The organism is Anaerococcus obesiensis (assembly GCF_016599815.1).
GTDB classification, from domain to species: Bacteria; Bacillota; Clostridia; order Tissierellales; family Peptoniphilaceae; genus Anaerococcus; species Anaerococcus vaginalis.
In genome coordinates this window covers 584,910-609,379 of record NZ_CP067016.1, presented here as the reverse complement: position 1 = coordinate 609,379, position 24,470 = coordinate 584,910, and the positions used below count along the sequence as shown (strand labels likewise).

The following is a 24,470-nucleotide window of genomic DNA, read 5'->3' as shown; positions in this document are numbered from 1 at the left end:
ATATTTTTTGAGGTTCAATGCCGTTACTTTGTAACGACTATTATATAATACCACGTTCATTTTATCTTGTCAAGCATTTTTTTAATTTTTTTATTAAAATCTTACTTTTTAGATTGTTTGTTTGAAGTGATATTAAATTTATAATACACTATTTAAATTACTTTGTCAATTTTTATTTTTCTTTTTGACTTTGCTCTTTAACAGTGCCTTTACATAATACTAGGATTTTTTATCTTTGTCAAATTTTTTTATTTTTATTTTTTTGCATTTTAAAAGAGCCTTATTTCAAAGTATTTTTACTCTTTTATAAGGCTCTTTTTATTTTATTTTTCTAATGATTTTTTTAATTCTTCTAATTTTTCTTTGCAAGCATCCATTGCTTTTTGGAGTGAATCTTTTTTGGTCATATCTACTCCTGCATCTTTTAATACTTCTATTGGATATTTACTTTTTCCTGCTTTTAGGAAGTTAAGATATTTTTCTAAATCTTTTTTATCTCCATGGAGGATTTTTTCTGATAGGCTTACTGCTGATGAGAAGCCTGTTGCGTATTGGAAGACGTAGTAGGACATATAAAAGTGTGGGATTCTTGCCCATTCTGTTGATATATATTTATCTACTTCTATATCTTTGCCAAAATAGTCTACGTTTAGGTCGTGATAGATTTGGTTTAATTTTTCTGCTGTTACAGGCATTGAATTTTCTACTAATTTGTTTGCCTCTAGCTCAAATTCTGCAAACATCGTTTGTCTAAAGACTGTTGATTTGAATGAATTTACGTAGTGGTTTAATAGATAGGCTTTTTCTTTTTCGTCTTTGGCATGGTCTATCATGTAGTTTAATAATAGAAGTTCGTTAGTTGTTGATGCTATTTCTGCCAAAAATATTGAGTAGTTTCCGTATATATATGGTTGGGTTTTTCTTGTGTAGTATGAATGCATAGAATGACCCAACTCGTGAGCTGTTGTAAAAAGTGAATCTAGGGAGTCGTTGTAGTTTAATAAAATGTATGGTTCTGTATCGTAGGAGCCTGATGAGTATCCTCCTGATCTTTTTCCTTCGTTTTCCATTACATCAAACCACCTATCGTCAAAGCCTTCTCTTGCTTTTTTAATGTAGTCTTCTCCAAGTGGAGCTAGGGCTTTTAGGATTAATTCTTTCGCTTCATCAAAAGTGTAGGTTTTCTTATAATCTTCTACTAATGGCAAATAAATATCGTGAAATCCTAAATCGTCCAATCCCAAAACTTCTTTTCTCAAACTTGTGTAATCTCTGTGGATTTCTATGTTGTCATGGATTACTTCTACTAAGTTATCGTAAACTTTTTCATCAATGTTGTTTGCAAACAGACTCATTTTTCTTGCTGAATCGAATTTTTTTAATTTTGCTATGGTGTTATTTGCTGTTATTTCGCCATCAAGAAGGGAGGCTGCTGTATTTTCAAATTGCTTGTAAACTGTATAATATTTTTCGTAAACTTCTTTTCTAAATTCACGATTTGAATCTAGCTCTAGGTTTGTGAAATTTGCATCTGTGATTTGAATTTCTTCATCGCCTTTTTTTACTTTCGGAAATTTAAGGTCAGCGTTTGAAAAAATCATATAAGTGTTTTGTGGATTTTGGGATAATTTTGCAAATGATGCTATAATTTTTTCTTCATTTTCGCCCAAGGTGTGGTCTTTATTTCTAAATAAATCTTCAAAATAATGAGCGTAAATTTTTAGCTCTTCTTTTTCTTCTATATATGTTTGTACTTTATTATAATCTTCTGACAAAATTTCTGGTGTTATAAATGAAAGTTCTTGGGCAAGATTTGCAAATAAATTATCTGCTATTTTTGACATTTCTTGATATTTTGCAACTCTTGTATCTTCGTCAGATTTTAATGAGGCATATACCCCAAGTTTTGAAAATTTTCTTTCTAATTTTTCATCTGTCTTTAAAAAATCGTAAAGACTATCGGCTGATTGTAAAATCTTTCCTTTGTATGCCTTAGTTTTTTCAATTAAGTTTTTTACTTCTTCTACTTCTTTGTAGAAATCTTCGTCTGTTTTGTAAATTTTTTCTGTGTCCCATTTTAGGGACTTGTCTATATCTTTTCTATCCATTTTTTCTCCTTTTATTTTGTTTAATTTTTTATATGGCTTGTAACATTGATTTATTTCCTATAAATACAAAGCCTATTGCAATTAGCACAAAGGCTAGAAGGGAAATAATTCTTGTGCTTGTTGGCAAGGTCATATTCATTATCGGGAAAAATCCTGCAAGAATAAATCCGCCCAAAAGCCCACCAATGTGTCCTGTAATTCCAATTCCTGGAACCATAAATGAATATATTATATTTATAGCAACAATTCCTATAAAGCTTGAGCCAAATTGTCTTAAAAATTCATTGTCCTTGTAATTGAACATAATCCCCAAGGCAAGTCCAAATAAGCCGTACAAAGAAGTTGATGCTCCAGCTGATACGCTTGTTACTTCTCCAAAAGCGTAGGTAAATAAATTGCCCATTATTCCACAAAGTAAATAAATTATTAGAAATTTTGTAGAACCATAAAGACTTTCAAATTCATCTCCAACATTATTTAAAAAATACATATTCATCAAAAGATGTATTATCCCAATATGTATGAAAATCGGGCAAAAAAGCCTCCACCATTCGCCATAATAAACATAGATTTTGCTCATAGCATTAAATCTCAAAAGATTTTCAATATTTTCACTGCCACCTGTAACAGTCATCAATATAAAAACTAGGATGTTTATTCCCATTAAAATTCTTGTCATTTTTCCCTTAGCCATAACTCCTCTTTCTCAAATTTATTTTCCATCTGTGAAAGATTATCAGAAATAAAAGCCCTAGCAACAGACCTAATTTCTTTCTCATAATCTCCCCTTTCAAGATTAGATTTTATTTTAAATTCATAAATATCATCTATATAAGGATTATCCCTCATATTTGGATAATCTTCATCTTGCAAGAAAATAATTTTTATATTTTCATTATATCTTTTAGCAAATTTAGAAAGATTAATAGAATTTTCTCCATTAAATTCATCAACATTTTCCGTAATAATTAAAAGGTCTTTGTCCCTAACCAGTTTTTGAAAATCAAGCAAAGACAAAACAAGTTCCATAGAATTAGAAATTTTTGCCCTAAAAAATATATAAAGAGCCCAAGAAACTCCGCCACCAGCACCAAGGTAAGGAAAATCTATTTCGCTTACACCCAAAGCCTCACTAACTTTTTTAGAAAAATGCTTGCAGGCTTTTTCAAGTTCTAAAATTTCATCAGGACTTGCTCCCTTTCTAATAGGTCTTTTTTCCAAAAAAGAATTTCTTTGAAAAAGAGTAAGAGGTTGGCTTGTAGCAATCTCCAAATCAACATCCATTATCCTCTTATCAAGACCAGACATATCAATAGAATCAACCTTAACCATATTTTTAGCAACAGGATTTAAAGAATTAAGATTTTTATCAAAAAACCTAACCCCCAAAGCATAGAGCATACCCATTCCCATATCATTAGTTGCAGTATCCCCAATGCCAATGAAAAATTTCTCACAGCCATTATTTAAACCATCAACAATCATCTCCCCAAGACCAATTGAAGAAGATTCCATAACATCAAGCTTATCCTTATACAAAAGTCTAAGCCCACAAGCCTGAGCCATCTCCATCACGCACAAATTTTCCTTTATAATATATCTAGAAGTTACCGCCTCGCTCAAAGGATTATGAACATTAACATAAGAAAAATCCCCGCCAATAACTTCCTTCATAATTTCAACAGTCCCCATTCCCCCATCTAAAAACGGAAGAATATTAACCTCATTATTCACATTTTCACTTTCCAATTCTTCCTTGAAATAATTTCCAATCTCAATAGAATTTTCAAAATCTTTAATAGAATCCAAAGCTAATAATATATTCATAATTCACCTCAATTAAATTATACCCAAACTATGTGGACAAATTATTAATTATCTTTACCAATTGTAAATTCAATGATATAATTAAATAGAAAGTTTATAAAATAAACTTTTACTGTTTAACTCATGGAAATCTTTGAAAAAAGATTTCGCCCATCAAAGAGCCACTTAAATACTTATAAGTGGCTTTTTAAAATTGCCTTTCCATAAATTTTGGAAGGGCATTTTTATTTGAAATTTATGATATTGATTTTAGATTTATAATGAGTATAATTATCATATACTTTGTTTCTTATTTAAAATAAAGTAATTTATTTAAAAATGGAGGATATTATGTCATTAATAGGAAAAAAATTACCTGAATTTAATTTGGATGCTTATGATCCAAAAACAAATGAATTTATCAAAATTAGCGATAAGGACCTTGAAGGTAAATGGAAAGTTTTAATGTTTTATCCAGCAGACTTTACTTTTGTATGTCCTACAGAGCTTGAAGATTTACAAGAAAAATATGGGCAATTAAAAGAAATGGGAGCAGAAGTTTATTCTGTAAGTGTTGATACACATTTTGTTCACAAGGCTTGGCACGACGAAAGTGAAGCTATAGGAAAAATCCAATACAAAATGATTGGCGATTCAAACAAAGAACTTACAAAAGCTTTAGATATTTTAACAGAAGATGGAAAAGCTGACAGAGCAACTTTTGTTATAGACCCTGATAATGTTATTCAAGCCCTAGAAATAAATGCGGGTGGAATAGGAAGAAAAGCAGAAAATAATATCTACAAAGTTAAAGCTGGTCAATATGTAAGAAAACATCCAGACCAAGTATGTCCTGCTAAATGGAATTCTGAAGATGATGATACACTAACTCCAGGACTTGACCTTGTTGGAAAAATCTAATGTTAGACAGTAAATTAAAAGATCAGCTGAAGGCTTATCTTAGAATGCTAAAGTCCAATGTAACAATTGGACTTTCGATAAATGAAGATGAAAATTCAAAAAAATTAAAATCTTTTATAGAAGAAGTGGAGTCTTTATCTGATAAGATAAAAATAAAAGAAGAAAATTTGAATTTCACCCCTGCTTTTAGCCTAAATGGAGAATTTGAACACGGAAAAATTGTTTTTGCAGGAATTCCTTTAGGACATGAGTTTGAATCATTTGTTCTTGCACTTTTACAAGTTGGTGGAATCGAACCAAAAATATCCAACGAAGAAAAAGAAAGAATAAAATCTATAAAGGAAAAAAGAAATTTTGAAACAATAGTTTCACTTTCCTGCCACAACTGCCCAGAGGTTGTACAAGCTTTCAATATTATGGCAGTTTTAAACAAAAATATCTCACACACAATGATTGAAGGTTCAATAAACCAAGATATATGTGAACAAAGAGATGTTATGGCAGTACCAGCAATTTTTGAAAATGGAGAATTTCTTGACGGGGGCAAAAAAACTATGGCAAGTCTTTTAGACCTTGTTGCAGAAAAAGTCCAAAAAGATTTATCCAATTTCAAAGATTACGATATCTTGATAGTCGGAGCAGGACCAAGTAGTGCTACAGCTGCAATTTATGGAGCAAGAAAAGGCCTAAAAGTTGCAATAGTTGCAGACGAATTTGGTGGACAAGTAAACGAAACTCTCGATATAGAAAATATAACAGGAATCCTAAAAACAGAAGGACCTAAATATATGCTATCAGTCAAAAACCAAGTAGAAAATCTTGGCGTAGACATAATAGAGGGAGTAAAAGCTGTCGATTTCGAAAAAAAAGATGATGAATTTAATATAATCCTAGAAGATGGAGCAAAAATAAATAGTAAGAGTCTAATTTTTGCAACAGGAACAAGATGGAGACTTCTTGGAATAGATGGAGAAGAAAAATTCAAAAACAAGGGCGTAGCTTTTTGTACCCACTGCGACGGTCCCCTATTTAAAGGAAAAGACGTGGCAGTTGTAGGAGGAGGAAATTCAGGAATAGAAGCAGCAATAGACCTTGCATCAATAGCAAAAACCGTTACAGTTCTCGAATTTTTACCAGAATTAAAGGCAGATAAAATATTACAAACAAAATTAGAATCCTTTCAAAACGTAAAAGTTATAACATCTGCCCAAACAACAAAACTCCTAGGAGATAAAAAACTAACAGGTCTTGAATATATAGATAGAAATACAAAAGAAGAAAAAACGATAGATCTTGCCGGAGTTTTTATCCAAATCGGTCAAATTCCAAACACAGAATGGCTAGAAGGAAAGATAAAACTCACAGATAGGGGCGAAATCGAAGTAGAAAAAGACGGTTCAACAAATATAGAAGGAATATTTGCAGCAGGTGATGCAATAAATTCCGTTTATAAACAAATAATAATAGCAGCAGGCTCAGGAGCTACAGCAGCCCTATCAGCCTTTAACTATTTAATAAGAAAATAAAAAATATTGGAATGTTGCAAAATAAATAAATCATCCCAATTGTTAGAGGAAATTCTATGAAGATTTTGCCTAAATTAGAAAGGTGCTATTAAAAATCTTTTAAGAAAAGCCTCTAGCTATGGAACAATGATTCTTATAGTTTTGCAAGATCCCCATTATTTTTTTACTTAAATTTGATAAAGATCCTAAAGTGCTCAATTTTCTTTTCTAAAAATATAATAAAAAACAATAAAGGGAGAAATTATAAAAATTATGGGCAAAACCAATTTCGAAAATGTGAAATAATCTATTTTTTCTAATTTTTCTCCCATACCTTTTATAGCTTGGGGGAAGGCTATTACTGATATGGCTAGAAAAATTGTTAGTATTAAAAATGGCATTTGTTTGGCGTCTCTACCTAAAGCCCCCTCCACAATACCAAAATAATATATTAAATAAAAAACAAGGCCTATAGCTGCATATAAAAAATCCCAAAAAATTTTTCCTATTTTCGATTCATCTTCTTCATTTTTAAAATATCCTATATCTACTCCAAAAATTTCTGACAATTTTACCAAATTTTCCATTGATGGCTCGCTTATTTCTTTTTCCCATTTGGATACGGCTTGTCTTGATATATTTAGTTCCTTTGCCAAATATTCTTGGGTAAGGTTCAATTCTTTTCTTTTGTTTTTAATTTTTTGTCCAATCATAAGTCCTCCTTAATATTATTTTAAGTAATGTTTTTCAAAAAAGCTAGCAACTATAGGGCAACTTTGGGGAAATTTTATGATTTTTTTATTTTTTTTATACAAATTATGATATAATTATAAAAAATAAGGAGAAATTTATGGGAGAAATTATAAAAATTGAAATTGATGATATAGTTGTAGGTCTTGATGATGGATCTGTTGTAAGGGTTAAACTTTCTGATGTGAATTTTATTCCTCAAATTGGGGACAAGGTCAAAGTTTTTAAGGCAGATGATGGATATTTGGTAAGTAAAATCAAAGAAAAAAATTTTGTTGAAAATCATAGCTTAAATGAAGATTTTGATGAAGATGATTTTAAGGTAAACAGGATTGAAGAAAAAAATAATGTGACTAATAATTATTATATAAACTCTTACAATAAAAGGGCTGTAAATAAAGTTGCTTATGTGCTTTTGGCGTTTTTTTTGGGAGGAATTGGAGCTCACAAATTTTATTCTGGAAAAATCGGCACAGGTATAGCTTATTTGATTTTTTCATGGACTTTTATCCCATCAATAATAGCCTTTGTGGAATTTATAATAGCTCTTACTAAAACTTCTGATGAATATGGAAATATATATGTTTAAAGGACTCTTGCAAAATTATGATTATTCATAGTTTTGCAAAAGTCCTTTTTTGTTTGGATTTTTGTTTTTTTATAAAAATATGTAGATTTCTCAATCTATATTCTTATTTTTTATTTTCTTCCAATTTTTTTAAGGCAAAAAATATTGCAACACACAAGTTTTCATCTTCATAAATTTCTAAGGTGTTTTTTGTAAAGTCAAAGTTTGCCAAAAATTCATCTTCTTTTATCAACGATAAATTTTCTCCGTTTTCTATTAATTTCATTTGCCTATTTATAATTTTCGCCTCATTTATTTTTTGGTCGTTCATTTTTTCAATTTTTAAATTTCCTATTACAGCTTGTTTTTTTCCTCTTAGGCTAAATAAGTTTTTTATTTTAAATCTTGCGACCAATTTCCCACTAGGACGCAATACATTGTACTTTCCTTCTAATTTATAGGTCATTCTGTCATTTTCAAAAATTTTTTCGTCTTTATATTGTAATTTTTTCATTTTTCCCTCACAAAAAAACCAGCAGGATTTCCCACTGGCTTAATTTTAATAATTTTCTTTTAGATATTCTATTATATCATCAGATTCGTACATTTTTTTATCACCAAAAACCATAAATGGAATTTGATCTTTGCCACCAAGCTCTATTAACTCTTTTGTGTTTTCTTCTCCACTTCTGCCATCTTTTACGTTGTAAGATGTGAAATCTACAATTTTATTTTCATGCATAAAGTTTAAAACTTTTAAACAATATGGACATTCTGGTTTAAAATATAAATCAAATTTACTCATAATACTTCCTTTCATATTCTTTTGTCATTTCTCTTTTAATTTATTACCCTTAAATTTATTTTGTAATCTTAAAAGAAAAATATTAAGGATGTAAAGAGTAGAAGTATTAATAAAACTGGCGGTAAAAAAACTTTCATAGCTGCCAAAAACATAGCGAGCCTATCGTCTTTTTCTAGATTATCTTTTTCTAAAAGCTCTTCTTTTTCATAGATTTCTTCTTTTGTTTTATTTTTGAAGGGATCTACTGGTATTTTCATAGATTAGCTTCCTCGGCTAATTCATGTTCTTTTTTAAGTCTTTCTTCTTCGTTTTTTTCGAAGGCTTTAATTTTTGTTTCTTCTGATACATCCATCAAATGGCAAGCTACAAAATGTCCAGCTTCTACTTCTTTAAGCTCTGGCTCAAATTGTTTACAAATATCCATGCAATATTTACATCTTGTATGGAAACGACAACCCTTTGGTGGTCTTACTGCTGATGGAATATCTCCTTCAATTGTTTGAAGCTCTTGTCCCTTATCAACATCAGTTCTTGGTATTGCTTGCAAAAGTGCTTTGGTGTAAGGGTGTTGTGGATTTGCAAAAATCCTATCAGAATCTGAAAGCTCGACCATAACTCCCAAATACATTACTCCTATCCTATCAGAAATATATTTTACGACTGAAAGGTCGTGGGTTATAAATAAATATGTTAAATTTAAGTCAGTTTTTAAATCTTGTAATAAGTTTATAATTTGTGATTGGATTGAAACATCAAGAGCTGATACTGCCTCATCGCAAACTATAAATTTTGGATTTAAAGCAAGGGCTCTGGCAATTCCAATTCTTTGTCTTTGTCCACCAGAAAATTGGTGAGGATACCTATGAATAAAATATGGAGCAAGTCCACATTGGTTCATTATATCTTGGATATATTCGTTGTAGCCTGCTTCACTTCTTGATTTAAAAAGTCCATGGCCCAAAACACCTTCTCCAATTATATTTCCAACTGTCATTTTTGTATCCAAAGAACCATAAGGATCTTGGAAAATTATTTGAAGATCTTTCCTAAGCTCTCTCATTTCTTCGTTTGTAAGTCTTGAAAGGTCTATTCCATCATCTACAAAACTTTCAAATTTTTCAAAAAGCTCTTTTGATTTTAATTCTTCTTTTTTAGCAGATATTTTTTGCTCTTTTTCCAAAACTTCCTTATCAAGTTTTTCTTTTCTATTCAAAAGTTCCTTGTATTTCGGATCATTTAGGATAGCATCTTTTAATTCTTTTTTATCTCTAATCCTTACTTCGTCTTTTTCTTCAATTTTTTTAATGTCTAGTAAAACTTTGGATCTTTCCTTGATTTTTTTGTAATAATCATCAAGAATAGAAGAAATTTCTGACAAATTGTCGCTTGCAAGAAGTCCTCCTGCTATTCTCATCATATTTTCATAATCTTCTTGGAGAAGTCTTCTTTGATGCATAGCAGCTTCATTTAATTCAGCTTTTTTTTCTTCATCTTCTGTTTTTTCTAGTTCATCATAAATTTTATGAAGTTTTTCAACTTCCTTATCATAAGAAGGGAATTTTTTTGGAATTTCTTTAATATCTTTTCCCATATAAGCTGGGGCAAGTCTATCAAGAGTTGTTCCGTAATAAAGAGTAGTTCCTTCAGTTTGTTCATAAATTTGAAGGATTGTTCTACCAAAAGTAGATTTTCCACAACCACTTTCTCCAACCAAACCAAAAGTTTCGCCTTCAAATATATCTATAGAAATATTTTCATTTGCATGGACATATTCGTTTGCTCCCCTAGAAAAGATAGATTTTTTCTTGATTGGGAAATATTTTTTAAGATTTCTTATTTTAAATAAGATCTTTTTATTATTTTTCTCCATCTTCTCTCTCCTTTCTATTTGGAAAGTGGCATCTTATTTTTTGATTTTCATTTACTGCCACAAGCTCTGGCATTTCTTTTCTACATTTTTCAGTAGCAAATTTACACCTATCTGCAAATTTACATCCATCAGGAAGGTTTAGTGGATGTGGAACAGAACCAGGTATAATATCGAGTCTTTCATTTCTATCACTTGTAATTGCTGGAATAGAATTTAAAAGAGCAACTGTATATGGGTGGTTGTAATCTGTTATATCGTGTTTAAAAATATAATCAACTGGAGATTGTTCTACTATTTGTCCACAATACATTACAGCAACCTCATCTGCCATTTGATTTATTACTCCCAAATCGTGGGTTATAAATAAAATTGAAGTATTTTGTTTTTCCTTTAATTCGTTCATCAATTTTAGAATTTGAGCTTGGATTGTAACGTCAAGGGCTGTTGTTGGCTCATCTGCAATTAATAATTTTGGCTCACAAGCAAGGGCCATGGCAATCATAACCCTTTGGTTCATACCACCAGAAAGCTCAAATGGATATTGTTTGGCAACAACGTGAGGATTTGGAATTTTTACTTGAGCAAGTAATTCCTCCACTCTTTTTGAAGCCTCTTTTTTATTCATTTTTTTGTGAAGAATTAAAACTTCTGAAATTTGTTTTTCCACTGTAAAAACTGGGTTAAGGGAACTCATTGGCTCTTGGAAAATCATAGAAATATCATTTCCCCTTACCTTTTCCATTTGATTTCTATTAAAATCAGAAATCTTTTTACCATCAAAAATAATTTCTCCGCTGTAGATTTTTTGGTTTGGCTCAAAAAGTTGCAAGATACTCATAGCAGTTTGACTTTTTCCAGAACCACTTTCTCCAACCAAACCCAAAGTTTTTCCTTCTTCAATTGTGCATGATACTCCATTTACTGCTTTTATAAGACCACGTCTTGTTTCAAAGTAGGTATGGAGTTTATTTATTTCTAGTAAATTTTTCATTTTTACACCTATCTCTCATTTGATCTTGGGTCTATTGCATCTCTTAGGGCATCTCCAATCAAGTTTACTGAAAATGCTGCCAAAAATACTGCAAGCGCTGGAATTACCCATCTCCACCAATAAATATTAATTACATCTGATGATTGGGCACTTGTCATCATATTACCCCAAGATGGCATTGGCTCTTGAACACCAAATCCTAAAAATGATAGACCTGCTTCAGTAAGTAGGTTTCCTGCAAATCCAAGAGTTGCATTTACAATTATTATTGATAGGATATTTGGCAAAATATGTCTTACAAGAATTGACGAATTTGTAACACCAAGTGCTTTAGCTGCAATTACATAATCTCTTTCTCTTTCAGCAAGAATTTGTCCACGAACAAGCCTTGCAATTCCTGTCCATCCAATAACACCAAGTAAAACCATTATCATCATAAGTCTTGTATTTTGACTTGTATTTACTGGAAGTAGAGCTGAAAGTGTAATAATTAATGGATAAAATGGGAATGATTGAACAATTTCTGTAATTCTCATCAAAACATTGTCAACACGTCCGCCAGCATAACCTGAAACCATACCAATAATTACACCAAGAACTACTTGGATAAGAACTGATACAAAAGAAATTATTATGGTCATTTTTCCACCGTGAATTAATCTTGTAAAAATGTCACGACCTTGGTCATCTGATCCAAATTTAAATCCTTTAAGTCCCCATGTATCAATTTTAGAATCCTTGCTTACAGCATAATTGTTGAAATAACCAGAAAATACTTTTTCATATTTTCCACTAGGAGCATCTGCTTCGCTATAATTATTATTTCCCCAAGAATATAATTTTCCATCTTCAGCAAGGACAGTAAAATGATTTGTTCCTGCAACTATATCTTTAATTTTTCCCTTAATTTTTGGAACATTATTTCCAGATAAATTAGCTCTTGAAGGTCCCCAAACATAAAGTTTTCCATTTTGATCAAGGGCTGCCGCAGAATTTGAAGTTAAGGCAACCTTAGAAATTTTTACCTTATTATTTTTAATTTCATCTGGTGCTCCAACATCTACCTCAGCTCCTCTTACACCAAGAAGTTTTGTAGAGCCATCTTTTAATACAGCCAAAATATTTGAACCGCTTGTATCAAAATCAACAACTTTTCCTTGAACTTCTTTTGGAATAAGATCAAGTCTTGAGTTCATAGTAGAACCCCAAACATATATATTATTTTTTTCAGTTAAAACTACAGAATATTGAACTCCACCACCAAGTTTTTTGATTCCTTCTTCTTTTATTTGGCTTTCTTGCATTGGTGGAAGTTTTGTTTGTTGGAAGGAATCATTACCCCAACCATAAACTTCATTATCTTCAGTTGCAACAAGAATGTGTCTATCTCCAGCAGCAACATCTTTTATTTTTTTACCATCAAGTTTTTCCTTTATATCATCAGGCATTTTCATAACATTATCTTCGTTATTTTTGCCCCAATAATAGAAATTTTTCTTTTTAGTAAGACCTACACCAAAAGTATTTCCTACAGAAATTCTTTCTACACCTTCTTTCTCCATTTCAGAAGGATATTTCATATATCCAGAACCTGCAGAAACATTTATAAGGTTACCCTCAGATTGGTAAGGATTAAAAGGAATCAATGCAGATCCAACAAAAACTGCTAGAATAATTCCAAGCATCAAAAGAAGACCAATAACTCCCAAAGGATTTCTAAAATAATTTTTTACAGCCATTTTCCCAGGAGAAGTAATGGCATCTTCCTTCAAAGACTCATTTTCATTTTTAGGATTAACATCTCCAAGATTTACATCAGCTTCTTCATTATTTGCCCTAGTTCCAAAAGTAAACAAAGAAAGAACTAATCTACCAAAAGATTTAAATGATTTATTTAATTCATCTTTCATATTAAGCCTCCAATTTTACTCTAGGATCTACAAGAGCATAAGCAATATCCATAATCAAGTTTCCAAGAAGAGTTAAAATTGCATAAAACATAGTTAAAGCAAGAATAACATTATAATCTTGAGCTAAAACAGATTTAATAAGAATATTTCCAATTCCCCTGTATGCAAAAATAGTTTCAGTTATAGCAGAACCCGAAAACATTGATAAAACAGCCCAAGTCATAGCAGTTACAACTGGAATTAGGGCGTTTCTAAAAGCGTGAGAATAAATTACAGTTTTTTCCTTTAAACCCTTAGCCCTTGCAGTTCTAATATAATCCTCATTTAAAGAATCAAGCATAGAATTTCTTACATATCTAGAAATAGATGCCATAGAACCAAAAGTCAAAGTCAAAGTAGGTAGGATTAAATACTTAACCCATTCGCCAAAAGTATTATTTCTAGGCATACCATTAGCAGGGAACCATCCTAGCCTAAAAGCAAATAAGAATATCAAAAATAATCCTATAAAAAATGTAGGCAAAGAAATTCCAACAAGAGTAAACACCTGGAAGAACTTATCAAAAAATCCTCCCTTATGAACAGCCGATCTTATTCCAATAAGCACCGAAAGCACAAAAGAAACTAGAGTCGAACCTATATTTAATAAAATTGTATTTTTAAGTGGCTCAGAAAGATATTCCTTAACAGGTCTTTTAGCTTGAGTAGATTCACCAAAATCTCCCTTCAAACTTCTTCCCATCCACATAAAATATTGCTCTGGCAACGATTTATCATAACCATAACGTTTCTCAAGATTTTTATACATTTGTTCTTGTTGAGCCTTGGTCATTCTTCCATCCTTTGGCATCATAGCTAAAACAGGATCGCCAGGCATTGATTTAGAAAGTACAAAAACCAAAATAGATATAATTATGGCTACAGGAATCAAATTAATGATTCTTTTTACTATGTATTTTAACATATTCATCCCTTCCTTATGTTTTTAAGCTTACCATCTAATATTTTACTCACATTGATTAATTAAAAATCCTTATAATTTTCAACAAAGATTTTGACTAAGAAAATATTACTTATAGAAATTTATAAATAAATATAAAAAAATTAGATAGAGTAAACTTATAATATCATAACCATTATATTAATATAAAAACCCATATTTGTCAATGAAAAATTTGTCATAAACTTATAAAGATTGACATTTATTTTTAAAAATTCATTATTCATGAGCAAAAACTTATCTCAATGCATATTAATTGAAAAATTATTCTACAATACGTTAATACTCTAATGATTTTAATTTATAAAGATGAATTTAGGAATTAATAAAAATAAAAAATATAAATTAATAAAAAATGATATTAAAAAGAAAAATAAATTTGATTAGAAAGCAAAAAAATATTGTGGATTTTCTAGAAATAGATTTCTATTAGCTAAATTTATGAAATGTAAAAAAATCATAGCAAATAAAAAACCCCTTATAAAACAAGTTAATAATTTAAATTAATTACAGTTTTTTTACTATTTATATTTCTAAATTTCAAAAAATTTTGTAATCATATTCCTTTTCTAATTTTTATACTAAGCAAATAAAAAAGAAATTTTATACTCATCAATTAAATCAATTAAAAAGAAGCCAAATTTATGGCTTCTTTTTGTCTTTTATTTAATTAAATCTTATTTAAGACTCATTTGGTTGATTTGGCAAGATACTGCCCATTCTGGTGTTAAACCATCAAATCCTTGAACTCTTGTTGATGCTGATGAGTGGATATTGTTAGAATAAAGTGGAATTTCTGGAAGGTAATCATTGTACCACTCTTGGAATTCTTCCCATTTATCTAGATAAGCTTTTTCATCACCAGGTTTTACTTGTCTTAATTCTTCTGTGATTTTATCAACTTTTGGATCATTTGTCTTTGTTTTGTTGTCATTTCCTTTACTATTGTATTGGTAGTAAGGATCAAATGGTGATCCAAATCCAAGTCCCATGTTGAATGCTGTGTATTCTGCTTTATCTCCTTCTTTTGGATTTTCTCTGTAGTTTAGAAGAGTATTAAAGTCACCTGCTTGAACATTGTATTCAAGTCCTGCTTGTTTAGCATTGTCTGGTAATTGGTTTGAAAGTAGTGTTGTTATTTCTGATTCTTTTGCACCAAATTGATTGATTTGTAATTTCTTTCCATTTTCATCGTATCTGTAGTAATCAAATTTGTCAGCATTATTTTTGTATTCTTCAGCTGCTTTTTTAACATCCCAAGCAGTTTTTCCGTCTTTTTCAAATTTGTATGGAGATTGGTCTAATCTCTTATTAGCTTCATCAACATTTAATGTATATTTTGTAAGTTTAGCCTCTACGTCAGCTCCTCTTTCTTTATACATCCATTGACTTGAACCATACATTCCATTTGTTACTACTGCATATCCACCTGCAAAGTTTTGTACGAAATCATCTCTGTTCATTAAAAATGCTACTGCTTGTCTTACTTCTTTGTATTGAGTTGGTCCCCTATCATCTAAGAATGATAAACATCCATAACCATTTCTGTCGTAAGCTACATATTGCAATTTCTTTTCTTCAGCAGCTTTTCTAATTTGAGAAATTCTTGAACCATTCATTTCATCTTCGAATACATCTATGTCCCCATTTTTAACAAGGTCTACAGATATTTCTGGGTTTATTGCTTGAATGATTACATTTGGAATTGTAGCTTTGTGTCCTTCAAAATCTCCAGCATATTGGTCGTTAAGTTCCATTTTAACCATATTATTTTCAAATGAAACAAATTTATAAGGTCCACAAGTAACTTTTGGTGCTTTTCTGTAGTCATTTGCATCAAAAAGCATAGCTTGTTCAACAAGCATTTCTGTAGGATCTATATCATTTCCGCTTTCAGCAGATTTTTTCTTATCTTCAAGAGTTTTTAATTTCTCTTCGTGTTCTTTTTTGTATTCTGGATCTTCTTCGCCAGCTTCTTTTACTTCTTCATCATAAGAAGATTTTTCTGTTTCAATTTGCTTATCAAGTGATTCAACAAAGGCTTTTTTATCATCGTCTGATAATTTATAACCATCTTTAAGAGCAAATTTAGATCCATCAATTGTTAAGTTTGGAGCTATATAATGAATTGGTCTTGGGTTCATTACCTTTAAAGATTCTTCTTCAAAGTATGGTAAGAATGATGAATCAAGTGTAATTTCAAAAGTATGATCATCAATTTTCTTAACACCTTCAAATTCTTTAGTTTTTCCTTCTCTAAAGTCATTGTAACCCTTTAATGAATCTCCACCTATTTCAGTAGATCCTGTTATTAGAGCATAATCTTGTGGTGAGTGTAAAAGAGCTTTAAATAAATAATCATCAGCTGTTACAGGCTTACCATCAGACCATTTAAGATCTTTTTTAATTTTGAAAGTGAAAGTTTTTGAGCCATCTTCATTTTCTTTTTCTTGAGGATCTCCATCAAGAACTGTTTTATTAACTACATATTTTCCACCCTTATCTTTAACATAAGTATCATAACCAACAGAACCTTGGATTCCCATAAATTCTCTTGCTCTTACGTCGTTTTGGCTGTTATTAAAACCTTGGATGAATTCTCCACCAAGTGAATCAACACCTACTACAAGTGTATCATCATTAGTTTGCTTTTTAAATTCTTCATCCTTAGCTTGTTCGTTACTTGCATTGTTGTCTCCAGCATTTGAGCCGTTATTGTCTTTGTTTCCGCTACCGCCACAAGCAGTAAGAGTTAAAACTAAGCCAAGCGCAAAAGCTTGTGAGAAAACTTTTTTTACATTCATCCTTCTCTCCTCTTTTCTTTTTATTTTTGATTTATATGAATACATTATAGTTTATATTTATGTTTTTGTCAAACTCCATTTGTTACTGATAATTTCAATAAAATTAAATAAAAAAAATATTTAAGAAATTTTACAATTTTATATTTATACAAAATTTTAAGTTTTTTTTGTAGAAAAATCAGAGATTTTTTTAGATTTATTAAGGTAAACTATTGAAATAATAAGTTTTGCTTCATTTGCATATTAATAGACTAAATTGTAATTTATAAAATTTAAAAAATTATATTTTCAAAAAATATTTGAGAAATTTTCTTAAATTTTTAAAAATTTTCAAAAAAATAACTAGCAGATAAACTGCTAGTTATTATTGCATTTTTTGCATTTCTATTGTGAATTTTTGTAGAATTTTTTTCTCTATTCTTGATACTGTCATTTGGGAGATAGAAAGTTTATTTGCTATATCTACTTGGGTTCTTCCTTCGTAGTATCTTAATTCTAAAATTTGTTTTTCTAAGTCGTTTAGTCTTTCGGTTGACTTATCTATCAAATCTTTTAATTCTACTGAATCAAAATTTTTGTCGTCTTCTCCTATCATGTCGGATAAATCTACGGAATTTTCTCCTTTTTGGACTTGATATTTCATATCCAAACTTTGTGGGGAATAAACCTTGCTTGCCTCTATTGTTTCAAGAATTGTTTCTTCATCTTCTCCAAGGTAAGCTGCAATGTCTTTTATAGTTGGGGTTCTTTGGAGTTCTTGGGGAAGAATTTTTTTTGCTACATTTATTTTTTTGTAGAGATTTTGAATTCTTCTTGGAACTCTTATTACCCAGCCCTTGTCCCTAAAATATCTTTTTAGCTCGCCCATTATTGTTGGAGTTGCAAAGGATGAAAATTCGTATCCTTTTGATGGATCGTACCTATCAATGGCATAGATTAGGCCAAGAGATGCTACTTGATAAAGGTCATCTTTTTCGATTCCTTTTCCTACGTATTTGTTGGAAAGGATGTCGACTATATACATATGTTCTTCTATAAGTTCATTTCTCAGATCCTTATCCCTTGTTTTATAAAATTGTTCAAATTTTTCTTTGATCTCTTTTTTTCTTTCAAGAGATGCTTTTGTATCTGCCATAATTATTTCTCTTTTGTAAGTATTATCTTATCTTCAACAACTTCTACCTTGTCTGCTAATTGTTCAAGGATAATTTGTTTGATTTTTAGATTTTCCTCTTCAATTTCCCTATCTTTTCCTATAACTTCTACTTTCATTAAATTTTCTTTTGTATAGAAATTTATTTTTATATTTCTATCGCTCATTTTATAATTTATTGCTTCTGATACAACAACTCTTATATCTTCGACTTCTTCTATGTCAAAGCCAATATCGCTTGCAAGGCTTGCTGCTAAAAGCCTCATTGATTTTAAATAAATGGTTTTTGGTGGAATTGTTAAACTTATGGTATCCATTATTCCTCCATCTCAAATAAATCACTTATGTCTGTTATTTTAAATAATTTTTTGATATTTTCTTTTGGATTAATTATTTTTACACTTTTATCTTTTTCTTTTTGATCTTTGTATATATTTATGAACATACCAAGACCTGTTGAATCTATATAATCCAATTTTTCAAGATCGATTATAAAATCTGTATCAGTATTTTTTAAATACTCATCGCAAAATTTAGAAAAATCTTCTTTTGAATAAACGTCTAAATCCCCAATAAGTTTTACTAATAAGTGATCATTTTTTTCTTCAATATTTGCCTTAAACATTTCTAGTCCTCGCTGTTTTCTTCATAATACTTGGTTACAGAAACAATAAAGTCCTCAGTATTTTCTAAATTCTTTAATTTTACTCCTAGGGTATTTCTACCTGTTGTTGATATGTCTCTTGCTGATATTCTAATCATATCTCCTTTTAAGGAAACCATCATTATGTCGTCATCCAAATTAGCAGGAAGAGTTGCTACCACATTTCCAGTTTTTTCTGTGATTTTGTGGCATCTTACACCTTTTCCTCCCCTATTTTGATTGTTAAAATTATTGAAGGATGTTTTTTTACCAAAACCATTTGCAGTTACAACTACCAAATAAACTTCATCCTCAACTATATTCATTGACACAACCTTATCATCATCTCCAAGTCTAATCGCCCTTACTCCTTGAGCGTTTCTTCCCATAGACCTGATGTCTGATGAGGCAAATTTTATTGCCATTCCTTTTTGAGTTGTTACAATTATATCACAAGGATGATCTATTTGCCTAATTGAAACAAGTCTATCATCATCTTCAAGTGAAATTGCTATAATTCCATTTCTTTGAATATTTGTAAATAATTGGGCATCAGTTTTTTTGATTTTTCCCTTTTCAGTTTGGAAAACTAATTGGCTGTTGTCACTAAGCTCTGACAATTCCATTATGTCAGTTATTTTTTCATTTGTTGCAAGAGAAATTATATTTATTATAGCTTGACCTCTTGATTGCCTGCTTGCTTCTGGAATTTCGTAGCATTTTAGTGAATAAACTCTTCCAAGATTTGTAAAACAAAGTAGGGATTCGTGAGTGTTTGTTGTAAGAATTTTTTGGATAAAGTCATTTTCCTTTGTATTTCCAGCGGAAATTCCCTTTCCTCCCCTATTTTGTACCTTATAAGTATTTATTGGAAGTCTTTTTATATAACCATCATGAGTTAGAGAAATTAATACGTCTTCTTTTTCAATTAATTCTTCAATATCAAATTCTCCCTCATCTGGAACAATTTTCGTTCTTCTGTCATCAGCAAATTTTTCTTTTATTTCTAAAATTTCTTCTTCGATAACTCCAATTAATTTTTCTTCATCATTTAAAATTGATGTGAAATATTCGATTTTTTCAGCTAATTCCTTATCTTCTGCTTGCAATTTTTCAATTTCAAGACCTGATAGTCTTTTTAATTGCATATCAAGAATTGCTTGAGATTGTAAATCTGTTAAGCCAAATCTTTCATTAAATATTTTTTTGATTTGGTCGTTATCATAAGATGATCTGATTATTTTTATAATTTCATCGATATTATCAATGGCAATAATCAAACCTTCAACTATGTGTTTTCTCTTTTGAGCCTTGTCAAGGTCGAATCTTGTTCTTCTTCTTACTACATTTTTTTGATGTTCAATGTAATATTTTATAAGTTCTTTTAAGTCAAGAATTTTTGGAACTCCATCAACAAGGGCAAGATTTATAATTCCGAAAGTTGTTTCAAGTTGAGTTTGTTTGTAAAGATTATTTAGGACTATATTTGCATTTGCATCCCTTTTTACCTCAATTACAATTCTCATTCCCTTTCTATCGGATTCATCTCTAATATCTGAAATTCCTTCAAGTTTTTTATCTTTAACATATTCAGCAATTTTTTTGATTAAATTTGCCTTGTTTACTTGGTAAGGAATTTCTGTAACAATTATTCTTTCCCTATTTTTTTTGAAAGGTTCAATTTTTGCAACAGCACGAAGTTTTAATTTTCCACGTCCTGTTTTGTAGGCCTTTTTGATTCCAGCTTTTCCAAGAATTTGTGCTCCAGTTGGAAAATCTGGTCCTTTTATAATTTCTGCCAATTCTTTTATAGAAATTTCTGGATTTTTCATATAAGCAATACAAGCATCAATTGAATCTCCCAAATTATGAGGAGCCATATTGGTTGCCATTCCTACTGCTATACCATTTGATCCATTTACCAAAAGATTTGGAAACCTTGATGGAAGAACTGTTGGTTCTTTTTCTTCTTCATCAAAGTTTGGCATAAAATCAACTGTATCTTTATTTATATCTCTAAGCATTTCCTTGGCGATTTTGCTCATTTTAACTTCTGTATAACGCATAGCTGCTGCGTCATCGCCATCAATTGAACCAAAGTTTCCTTGACCGTTTGCCAAAGGATACCTAGTTGAAAAATCTTGAGCAAGTCTTACAAGGGCATCATAAATTGCAGAGTCTCCATGAGGGTGGAATTTACCCATAACCTCTCCAACAACTCTGGCTGATTTTCTGGTTGGCTTATTTGGATCAAGTCCAAGACCTTCCATTCCGTATAAAATTCTTCTATGAACTGGTTTTAATCCATCACGTACATCTGGTAGGGCTCTTGAAACAATTACTGACATGGAATATTCCAAGTAAGCACTTCTCATTTGCTTTTCGAGATCTACCTCTATGATGTTTTTATAGCTTTCTTCTGTCATTTATCCTCCTAGACATCTAAGTTTTCAACATATTGGGCGTTTTCTTCTATAAATTCTCTTCTAGGTTCTACCTTTTCACCCATTAGCATCGAAAATGTTGCGTCTGTTGACATTTGTGAATCTTCTTTTTCATAAACTTGAAGTAAGACTCTGTTTTCTGGATCCATGGTCGTTTCCCACAATTGCTCTGCGTTCATCTCTCCAAGACCCTTGTATCTAGAAATTTTGTAATTATCTACTTTCCATTCTTTTACAATTTCATCTAACTCTTTATCTGTATAGCAATATCTTTCTTTTTTTCCACTTGAAATTTTATAAAGTGGTGGTTGGGCAATATATATATGACCATTATCTACAAGTGGTTTCATGTATCTATAGAAAAATGTCAAAAGTAAGGTTCTAATATGAGCTCCGTCTACATCGGCATCTGTCATTATTATTATTTTTCCGTAGCGAAGTTTACTTATATCAAATTCCGAACCAATTCCTGTACCAAAAGCTGTAATCATTGATTTTATTTCTTCATAATTTAAAATCCTATCAAGATTTGCCTTTTCTACATTCATTATTTTTCCTCTTAGAGGAAGAATTGCTTGAATTCTATTGTCACGACCACCTTTTGCAGATCCACCGGCTGAATTACCCTCGACTATAAAGATTTCATTTTCTCCTATATCTTGTGATTGGCAATCAGCAAGTTTTCCTGGAAGAGTTGTTGAATCAAGAATTGATCTTTTTCTTGTTAAATCTCTTGCCTTTCTTGCAGCCTCTCTTGCCCTTCTAGATGCTAGGGCTTTTTGGATTATTGATTTAGCGATTTTTGGATTTTCTTCTAAGAAATTTCCCATGTGCTCTGAGAAAAATGCATCTACTGCTCCTCTTACTTCACTATTTCCAAGTTTTCCCTTTGTTTGTCCTTCAAATTGAGGATTTGAAATTTTTACTGAAATAATTGCAGTAATTCCTTCTCTTGCATCATCTCCTTGAAGATTATCTTCATTTTCTTTTAAAAGATTATATTTTCTAGCATAATCATTTACACTTCTTGTCAAAGCTGACCTAAATCCTGAAAGATGAGTTCCACCTTCTAGGGTGTAAATATTATTTGCAAATGTTAGGATATTTTCGCTATATCCATCTGTATATTGAAAAGAAATTTCTATTTCTGTAGATTCTTGACGTCCTTCAAAATATGGTACTTCTTTAAAAATTGGAGTTTTATTTCTATTTAAATATTCTACAAATTCTTTTATTCCACCGTCATATTTAAATTCAATTTCTGACTCATCTCTTTTATCTTCAAAAATAAGTCTTACTCCCTTATTTAAAAAGGCCATTTCCCTAAATCTATTTTCTAGGGTTTTTTTATCATAAACAGTTACATCAAAAATTTCTGGATCTGCTTTAAAAGTGATTTTTGTTCCACTTTCTTTTGTATCCCCAATTATTTCAAGATCACTTGTTGGTTTTCCTCTTTCAAAAGTCATTCTATGAATATGACCTTCTCTTTTTACTTCTGCAATCAAATATTCACTTAGAGCATTTACAACTGAAACTCCTACTCCGTGAAGTCCTCCTGAAACCTTGTAAGCCTTATCGTCAAATTTTCCACCAGCGTGCAAAACTGTAAGAACTGTTTCTAATGTTGATTTTCCAGTTTGTGGATGCTTTTCAATAGGAATTCCTGATCCATCATCTTCTACTGTTACAATGTTATTTTCATCTATACTAATTTTTATGTAGTCACAACGACCTGCAAGAGCCTCATCAACAGAATTATCTACAACTTCGTAAACTAAGTGATGAAGTCCCCTTTCGCTTGTTGAACCTATATACATTCCTGGTCTAAGTCTTACTGGCTCAAGTCCTTTTAAGACCCTAATATTCGATGCATTATATTCTGAATTTTCCATAAGATTCCTTTCTATTATTTAATTCGACCATCTTTTATTTTTCTAATTTTACTCCTACTAACCCCATCCAAACTTTTGGTGTTGGTTGCTGTAATTATTGTTTGAAATTCTCCTAAATTTTCCAATAAAAAATTTGATCTTTTTTCATCAAGTTCTGAAAAAACATCGTCAAATAAGATTATCGCCTTATCTTGGCTAGTATTTTCTATTAAATTTACATTGGCAAGTTTAATATTTAAAATAGCAGATCTTTGTTGACCTTGAGATCCAAATTTTTTTGTATCCTTGCCATTTATTATTATATCAATTTCATCTCTTTGACTGCCTGATGTAGTCCTAAAATATTTTAAATCATCAGAAATATTTTTAGAAAATTTTTCCCCATATTCTTCCATTGAATTTGCTTTGATGTTTGGCTTATAAATTATGGTTAAATTTTCCTTATTTTCTGTAAGATTTAAATGATTTTTATTGGCATAGGTATTTATTAGGGAAATATATTTTTCCCTAAACCTATAAATTTTATAATTTAGCCTAATTATTTGCTGGTCAAATGCCATAAGCTCAGTTTTAAAATATTTTGACCTTTGATTTTTTAATAATTTATTTCTTTGACTTAAAATTTTATCAAAATCTTTTTTAACTGCCTTGTAGCTAAAATTAACACTAATTATTATATCATCAATCAAGTCTCTTCTAAAATTTGGTCCATCTTTTATTATATTTAAATCTTCTGGTGTAAATAAAACCAACTTAAAAAGAGATTTTAAATCCTTGTTTTTGTCATATTTTATTTCATTTACAAATATATCTTTTTTATTTTCATTTACACTTATGTGAACATTTTTGAAAGACTCATTTTTTCTAATAATTCCATCAAGGGACATTTCTTTTTCATTAAACATAATAAGGTCCTTGTCCCTAAAGGATTTGAAACTTTTTGCATTTGCCAAATAATATATGCTTTCAAGTAAGTTTGTCTTACCTTGGGCATTATCTCCCAAAAATATATTTATATTTTCATTAAATTCTATATTTTGAGAAAGATAATTTCTAAATTTATTGAGTTTTAAATTTTGAATCCACATTATACAAGACTTATTAAAAATTGATTGTCAAATTCTATTTCATCGCCCTTATAAAGTTTTTTGCCAGCTTGGAAAAATTCTTCGCCATTTACCAAAATTCCATATTCTTTTATAAGATGTTTGGCTTCTCCTCCACTTTGGGCTATGTCCGTTGCCTTTAAAAGATCTTTTGCTAAAATCTCGTCGCATTCAAATTCTATCTTTTCCAT

General features: G+C 30.4%; 22 protein-coding genes. 3 read left to right on the top strand and 19 right to left on the bottom strand.

Annotated features, from left to right (window positions below; all coding sequences use genetic code 11):
- Nucleotides 1–323: 323 nt before the first annotated feature.
- Genes pepF through I6H46_RS02990 form a run of 3 tightly spaced genes read right to left on the bottom strand, consistent with a single transcriptional unit; the run spans nt 324 to nt 3,935 of the window.
- Nucleotides 324–2,108, bottom strand: a complete 1,785-nt coding sequence (pepF, locus tag I6H46_RS03000; protein WP_019118877.1) for an oligoendopeptidase F — start codon at nt 2,106–2,108, stop codon at nt 324–326.
- 28 nt (nt 2,109–2,136) lie between these two features.
- Complete coding sequence (locus I6H46_RS02995) at nt 2,137–2,802, bottom strand: rhomboid family intramembrane serine protease (protein ID WP_026074091.1); 666 nt, start codon at nt 2,800–2,802, stop codon at nt 2,137–2,139.
- Entirely contained in the window at nt 2,784–3,935 is a 1,152-nt protein-coding gene (locus tag I6H46_RS02990; RefSeq protein ID WP_019118875.1) for a glycerate kinase family protein, read from the bottom strand. Before I6H46_RS02990 ends, I6H46_RS02995 begins: the two co-directional genes overlap by 19 nt.
- 330 nt (nt 3,936–4,265) lie before the next feature.
- On the opposite strand from I6H46_RS02990, the gene ahpC reads away from it, so the two are divergent.
- Both ahpC and ahpF read left to right on the top strand, forming a co-directional pair.
- The gene (gene ahpC / locus I6H46_RS02985) at nt 4,266–4,835 is read left to right on the top strand and encodes an alkyl hydroperoxide reductase subunit C (RefSeq protein ID WP_019118874.1); all 570 of its coding nucleotides are present in this window, start codon (nt 4,266–4,268) and stop codon (nt 4,833–4,835) included.
- Complete coding sequence (gene ahpF / locus I6H46_RS02980) at nt 4,835–6,361, top strand: alkyl hydroperoxide reductase subunit F (RefSeq protein WP_019118873.1); 1,527 nt, start codon at nt 4,835–4,837, stop codon at nt 6,359–6,361. The genes ahpC and ahpF overlap by 1 nt, the downstream gene beginning before the upstream one ends.
- Before the next feature lie 194 nt (nt 6,362–6,555).
- On the opposite strand, the gene I6H46_RS02975 is transcribed toward ahpF, so the two are convergent.
- Nucleotides 6,556–7,053, bottom strand: a complete 498-nt coding sequence (locus I6H46_RS02975) for a helix-turn-helix domain-containing protein (RefSeq protein WP_200226126.1) — start codon at nt 7,051–7,053, stop codon at nt 6,556–6,558.
- Between the two features lie 137 nt (nt 7,054–7,190).
- Between I6H46_RS02975 and I6H46_RS10250 the strand changes: the two genes are divergently transcribed.
- Nucleotides 7,191–7,679, top strand: coding sequence for a TM2 domain-containing protein (locus I6H46_RS10250; RefSeq protein WP_019118871.1), 489 nt, complete (start codon nt 7,191–7,193; stop codon nt 7,677–7,679).
- A gap of 103 nt (nt 7,680–7,782) precedes the next feature.
- Here I6H46_RS10250 and I6H46_RS02965 read toward each other — a convergent pair whose 3' ends face one another.
- The 15 genes from I6H46_RS02965 to I6H46_RS02895 form a co-directional block, all read right to left on the bottom strand.
- Complete coding sequence (locus I6H46_RS02965; protein ID WP_019118870.1) at nt 7,783–8,172, bottom strand: hypothetical protein; 390 nt, start codon at nt 8,170–8,172, stop codon at nt 7,783–7,785.
- 45 nt (nt 8,173–8,217) lie between these two features.
- Nucleotides 8,218–8,463 (bottom strand): glutaredoxin family protein, encoded by a 246-nt coding sequence (locus I6H46_RS02960; protein ID WP_019118869.1) that lies wholly within the window; start codon nt 8,461–8,463, stop codon nt 8,218–8,220.
- 68 nt (nt 8,464–8,531) lie between these two features.
- Nucleotides 8,532–8,720 carry a hypothetical protein gene (locus I6H46_RS02955; RefSeq protein WP_019118868.1) on the bottom strand — a complete coding sequence of 63 codons (189 nt, stop codon included), beginning with the start codon at nt 8,718–8,720 and terminating at the stop codon, nt 8,532–8,534.
- Nucleotides 8,717–10,333: an ABC transporter ATP-binding protein gene (locus tag I6H46_RS02950; RefSeq protein ID WP_019118867.1), complete on the bottom strand. Its 1,617-nt coding sequence runs from the start codon at nt 10,331–10,333 to the stop codon at nt 8,717–8,719. The genes I6H46_RS02955 and I6H46_RS02950 overlap by 4 nt, the downstream gene beginning before the upstream one ends.
- Complete coding sequence (locus I6H46_RS02945; protein WP_019118866.1) at nt 10,320–11,324, bottom strand: ABC transporter ATP-binding protein; 1,005 nt, start codon at nt 11,322–11,324, stop codon at nt 10,320–10,322. Before I6H46_RS02945 ends, I6H46_RS02950 begins: the two co-directional genes overlap by 14 nt.
- A gap of 8 nt (nt 11,325–11,332) precedes the next feature.
- Nucleotides 11,333–13,234 carry an ABC transporter permease subunit gene (locus I6H46_RS02940; RefSeq protein WP_019118865.1) on the bottom strand — a complete coding sequence of 634 codons (1,902 nt, stop codon included), beginning with the start codon at nt 13,232–13,234 and terminating at the stop codon, nt 11,333–11,335.
- A 1-nt stretch (nt 13,235) separates the two neighbouring features.
- The gene (locus I6H46_RS02935) at nt 13,236–14,198 is read right to left on the bottom strand and encodes an ABC transporter permease (RefSeq protein ID WP_019118864.1); all 963 of its coding nucleotides are present in this window, start codon (nt 14,196–14,198) and stop codon (nt 13,236–13,238) included.
- A gap of 713 nt (nt 14,199–14,911) precedes the next feature.
- Nucleotides 14,912–17,038, bottom strand: a complete 2,127-nt coding sequence (locus I6H46_RS02930; protein ID WP_019118863.1) for an ABC transporter substrate-binding protein — start codon at nt 17,036–17,038, stop codon at nt 14,912–14,914.
- A 364-nt stretch (nt 17,039–17,402) separates the two neighbouring features.
- On the bottom strand, nt 17,403–18,173 hold the full coding sequence (locus I6H46_RS02925) for a SigB/SigF/SigG family RNA polymerase sigma factor (RefSeq protein WP_019118862.1): 771 nt from the start codon (nt 18,171–18,173) through the stop codon (nt 17,403–17,405).
- A 2-nt stretch (nt 18,174–18,175) separates the two neighbouring features.
- Nucleotides 18,176–18,508, bottom strand: a complete 333-nt coding sequence (locus I6H46_RS02920) for an ATP-binding protein (RefSeq protein ID WP_019118861.1) — start codon at nt 18,506–18,508, stop codon at nt 18,176–18,178.
- Nucleotides 18,508–18,816 (bottom strand): STAS domain-containing protein, encoded by a 309-nt coding sequence (locus I6H46_RS02915; protein WP_004839615.1) that lies wholly within the window; start codon nt 18,814–18,816, stop codon nt 18,508–18,510. Before I6H46_RS02915 ends, I6H46_RS02920 begins: the two co-directional genes overlap by 1 nt.
- Before the next feature lie 2 nt (nt 18,817–18,818).
- Complete coding sequence (gene gyrA, locus I6H46_RS02910) at nt 18,819–21,260, bottom strand: DNA gyrase subunit A (protein ID WP_019118860.1); 2,442 nt, start codon at nt 21,258–21,260, stop codon at nt 18,819–18,821.
- Between the two features lie 8 nt (nt 21,261–21,268).
- On the bottom strand, nt 21,269–23,173 hold the full coding sequence (gyrB, locus tag I6H46_RS02905) for a DNA topoisomerase (ATP-hydrolyzing) subunit B (RefSeq protein ID WP_019118859.1): 1,905 nt from the start codon (nt 23,171–23,173) through the stop codon (nt 21,269–21,271).
- Nucleotides 23,174–23,187: 14 nt separating this feature from the next.
- Nucleotides 23,188–24,261, bottom strand: coding sequence for a DNA replication/repair protein RecF (gene recF, locus I6H46_RS02900; protein ID WP_019118858.1), 1,074 nt, complete (start codon nt 24,259–24,261; stop codon nt 23,188–23,190).
- A complete protein-coding gene (locus I6H46_RS02895; RefSeq protein WP_019118857.1) occupies nt 24,261–24,470 on the bottom strand; it encodes an RNA-binding S4 domain-containing protein in 210 nt (69 codons plus the stop codon). The genes recF and I6H46_RS02895 overlap by 1 nt, the downstream gene beginning before the upstream one ends.